Source organism: Sphingomonas azotifigens NBRC 15497 (assembly GCF_002091475.1).
In the GTDB taxonomy this organism is placed as follows: Bacteria; Pseudomonadota; Alphaproteobacteria; order Sphingomonadales; family Sphingomonadaceae; genus Sphingomonas; species Sphingomonas azotifigens.
Genome location: NZ_BCTR01000162.1, coordinates 1 through 557, shown reverse-complemented (window position 1 = coordinate 557; position 557 = coordinate 1). Strand labels below are relative to the sequence as shown.

The 557-nt window shown below is 68.8% G+C and carries 1 protein-coding gene; it reads right to left on the bottom strand.

All coding sequences use genetic code 11. The features are described from left to right. Positions 1-557: hypothetical protein (locus SAZ01S_RS24195; RefSeq protein ID WP_218018171.1), on the bottom strand; the 557-nt coding region annotated here is incomplete at both ends.

The following is a 557-nucleotide window of genomic DNA, read 5'->3' as shown; positions in this document are numbered from 1 at the left end:
AGTGAACATGCGCGGCATCCAGTCGCCGCTGTCATCGCCGCCGCTATTGTTGCCGACGTCCACGAGCACGGCGACGACCTTTTGCTCGCGCAGCTTTGCCAACGCCTCGGCAAGGGCGGCGAACCACAGGTCGCTCGCCGCGTCCTCGATCGCGCGACGGGCAAGCGGCTTGCCCGCAGCTTCGAGCGCAGCCCAGGCACGCGTGCACAGCACTGGAAATGCGGTCGACCGGAACGCCTGGATACGAACGATCCCGATCTTGCCGCCGTCCGGCGCGGGGATCAGGCCGACACGGAAGGGCGCGCTCAGCCCGTCACCGAGCAAGACGAAGCCCGGCAGGCTTTCGAAGGGCAGCGAAAACGCGATCGGGCTGGTCGCAGCATAGTCGAGCGCTGCGCAGCCGGTGCGCGCGTCCCCGGCGACCAGCGGTGCATCTTCCGGTTCGGGGGCAACGGCGACGGTCGGCGCGGTCAGCCGGGGCAAGGGCGACAGATGCCCGTCGCGAAAGCCTGCCACGAAATCGAGCAGGGCCTTTTCCGCTTCGCTGTCCGTAGCGG